Source organism: Lyngbya sp. CCY1209, assembly GCF_055795065.1.
Window position 1 is genome coordinate 1 of sequence record NZ_JAYFER010000060.1, and the last position, 1,025, is coordinate 1,025.

1 protein-coding gene is annotated in these 1,025 nt (G+C 48.5%); it reads right to left on the minus strand.

Going from position 1 to position 1,025, the window contains the following annotated elements; genetic code table 11:
• Positions 1–165: 165 nt before the first annotated feature.
• Positions 166–837, minus strand: coding sequence for a DUF726 domain-containing protein (locus tag AC0QHF_RS00310; protein WP_324702198.1), 672 nt, complete (start codon positions 835–837; stop codon positions 166–168).
• Positions 838–1,025: the final 188 nt, after the last annotated feature.

Consider the following 1,025-nt stretch of genomic DNA (forward strand, 5'->3'; position numbering starts at 1 on the left):
CATTGTCGCCGATGGGGCGGGAAATGTCAACCCCTATTTCCAGAAATTTCGCGATTTTTTCTCGACTTGAAGCGATCACAAAATTCCCGGACTCGGCGATGATAACTGCGAATTTTGACGGGGTGGCGATCGCCTATTGCCTTAAGTCATACGGAGGCGATCGCGTTACCAATATCGCCGTCCCACGGTTTGCGGTAAAATGCTCAAATAATGTCGTTCTTTGTGACTTGATGTTCCCATCAAACTGGTAGCGTTAATATTGATAATTTTGGGATGACGATCTTCGATGGGTTTCAAACCGCAGGGACTTCTCAAATACAGTTCTCCCACCTTAAAAATCAAGTCCAGAATTTCGTCATCCGAATTGTAGATATTGATCAGATGTCCCCTCAACCCAGATGCCCGAATTCCCCATTCTTTGTTGCGGCGAACCGCTCCGCCCAACAGGATGACGTCATCGACGGGTTTGGGACAGTCGGAAAGGTGGGCGAGTCCGTCATAAATGACCCGCGCACCGAGGGAATAGCCGATTAGAGATATCGACTTTTCGGGTAAGGTTGAAATCATCGAACTGAGATGGTATTTTCCCACCCGTTCGGCGCGTTTTTTCACCCGTTTCCACCGCCGGTGAATGCAAATTCTATTCCAGGCTGAATTTCCGGGAGATTCCCACCAAAGATGATAAATTGAACCTTTCCATCCTGCCTGTCTGATGGCGTCAATCCAGAACTGTTTGTTCTTTACGAAGCCTTTTTCCGACAGGTATCCCCTGAGAATTACTAGGGCTTCCGAACGGCCGCGATTGCTCTCGACTCGCACCAAGTTGGGATGGTCCATATTGATTCAGTCCGCAGATTTCGCAGATTTTCGCAGATGGGGAGTTGGGGTGTTGAAATAAAAATCAAGCGCACGGGCGTGTTGCCCCCACGATTTCATTGTCGCCGATGCGGCGGGAAATGTCAACCCCTATTTCCAGAAATTTCGCGATTTTTTCTCGACTTGAAGCGATCGCATCTCTAGCTATA